The sequence below is a fragment of the Ruegeria sp. HKCCD7255 genome, assembly GCF_013031565.1.
Lineage (GTDB): Bacteria > Pseudomonadota > Alphaproteobacteria > Rhodobacterales > Rhodobacteraceae > Ruegeria.
Window position 1 is genome coordinate 1 of the sequence record NZ_WQAG01000028.1, and the last position, 2,280, is coordinate 2,280.

Sequence of the window (2,280 nt, forward strand, 5' to 3'; positions counted from 1 at the left end):
AACACTCCATCTTTGCTCTCAAAGTGAAGTGTTGCGGCGATCCATTGAGACCGCCCCGCAACTCGGACGTTGGTCCTGTTCAAACCGTTGACCAGTTTCAGTTGCTTTCTGAGTATTCGACAATGGTGCTCAGATGGCCGCGTCGACCTGGCGCGCCTCTGGGTTTGAAATCGGAACTCTGCTAAGTCCCCAAGAGCAGCGCAACGAAGGAGCACATCATGAAAATTCACCGCGCCGGGGACCGGCCCTCTCAGTTTCCCGGCAATGAGTATTTCACCGGCACGGTCCGCTTTGATCCCGTTGTGACCGGGAATGATCCCTCGCCGGTCAAGATCCTCACGGTGACTTTTGAGTCCGGCGCACGGACAGCGTGGCACACACACCCTGCCGGTCAAACGCTGCATGTTTTGTCGCGCGTGGGCCTAGCTGCGTCTGAAGGGCAACCAGTGCAGGTGTTGCGCCCTGGCGATACGGTGTGGTTCGCGCCAGGAGAGCGGCATTGGCACGGCGCGTCGCCAGACTGTGCGATGACCCATCTGGCTGTGCAGACGTCCGTCGAGGGCAAGACCGCAGACTAGATGGAGCATGTCTCAGACGAGGATTACAGCGCAGCGCGCACAGAATGAAGCGCGTGAGCCCTGCCGAGCAAATCGCAGCAGAATATACCTTCAGAATCCTTCCTGAGTCATTCTACGCCCAATAAAAGGAGGGTAACGGATTTTTTTCGCATCCTAGGCAAATGCGGCCTTCGTGTCGTTCCTGAGCGGTCTGCACGGCGCGTTTTCACTTTTCTGGATTTCTGGCTTCCTAGGCCACCCATTTACCCCGCAAAATTCCATCGTTGCAGAACGTCTCTCGCCCGTGCCATTTTCTGCGCGTTGGCCACAACCTCATGCGCTCCGTCGAGCACCTCCTCATCAAGCAGAAAAGGCTCCTCGTACCCACATGCATTACAGGCAGCTTTCTCACCCGTAATCACCGTATCCGGCGATCCACATTCCGGACATCGTGCCTGGACGTCATCGTTGAACATATTTCTACCTCTCCTTCGACTACCGATTGGCAGAACCTGGTCCACCCGCCAGCATCGCTGATTGGCGCATCCGCTTGAACTCGCCTGGGGTGACGGTTCCGCTGCTGACATCGATACCTTTTGGAATCCGCGCTCTCTTGTGTCCGATCGCGCGAACGCTGCCCCTCGTGATCTCCAGACATGTCGACTGGTAACATGTCAGCCCGCTTGTGTTGATTTGGATGGCAGACTGACCGTTCGCGTCAGTGACCAACGGAGCCTGGGGAGGTGGGCTGCACGCTGAAACCAGCAAAGCGAACCCAAAATAAACCCATCTGTTCATACGAAATTCCCTTTTTCCAAAAGATAGGCCGGCATCTGTTCAGTCAAATCTGTCGGGTGTCAGCTTCAAGCCACAATAGGCGACCTTACGGTTGGTCGCCGTAAGCATGAACACTATGGTGGCGCATGACTGATATTGAGGTTACATCCCGTGATCAGCTGTGGGAGTGGCTGAGCACGCATTTTACCCAACGAGATTGCGTCCGCCTGATCACGTGGAAGTCGGCACATCCGCAGAAATATGTCAGTCGGGGAGAGTTGCTGGATGCGCTGATCGCGCATGGTTGGATTGATGAAAGACGATTTATGATCGATGAAGACCGGACGGCGCAACTGATCAGCCCGCGAAAACAGCAAGCTTGGTCCCAAAGCTACAAGGACAGAGCAGAGCGCCTTAGGCTAGCAGGCTTAATGCACCCCGCAGGAGAGGCGTCCATACAATCCAGTAAGGCATCAGGATTATGGAACTTTTTTGATGACGTCTATGCTCTGATTGTGCCAGACGATTTATCCGGTGAGTTGGACATGGACAAATGGGAGCAATTACCCCCGTCTTACCGACGCAACGTCCTTCGCTGGATAAAGATTGCCAAGAACCAAACAACGCGCCAGCGGAGGATCAACAAGACGGTCGAAACAACGCATGCTGGAAAAAGAATGCAGCAAATGTAACGCCTTCTGGTTTGCCTTTGGTTTTCAATCGCAATCTGAGATTTCGTGGTGAATGCGTGTGGACACCAAAGGAGCCTGCGCTGAAGACAAACGCGTTGTTGTGCCGTCCCATCAGACTTGGCACGGTGGTCTGGTGGACTCGGGGATCGATTTAAGTGCGGTGCATGGAAATTCGATAGGACCTGGTCGCTGAACCGCTATATTCAAAAGGCACAAGTCTGATCCAAGGAAGCTGCCAGAGCGTATTTGTCAGG

Annotated in this window: 2 protein-coding genes; both read left to right on the plus strand. The window is 54.5% G+C overall.

Going from position 1 to position 2,280, the window contains the following annotated elements:
• Positions 1–218 precede the first annotated feature (218 nt).
• On the plus strand, positions 219–578 hold the full coding sequence (locus tag GOX45_RS21845; RefSeq protein ID WP_171104067.1) for a cupin domain-containing protein: 360 nt from the start codon (positions 219–221) through the stop codon (positions 576–578).
• Between the two features lie 902 nt (positions 579–1,480).
• The gene (locus tag GOX45_RS21855) at positions 1,481–2,026 is read left to right on the plus strand and encodes a YdeI family protein (protein ID WP_171104072.1); all 546 of its coding nucleotides are present in this window, start codon (positions 1,481–1,483) and stop codon (positions 2,024–2,026) included.
• The last annotated feature ends 254 nt before the right edge of the window (positions 2,027–2,280 follow it).

Bases quoted from the DNA above. Each gene is read 5' to 3' on its own strand.
- GOX45_RS21845 (WP_171104067.1), top strand. From the start codon at position 219: ATGAAAATTCACCGCGCCGGGGACCGGCCCTCTCAGTTTCCCGGCAAT.
- GOX45_RS21855 (WP_171104072.1), top strand. From the start codon at position 1,481: ATGACTGATATTGAGGTTACATCCCGTGATCAGCTGTGGGAGTGGCTG.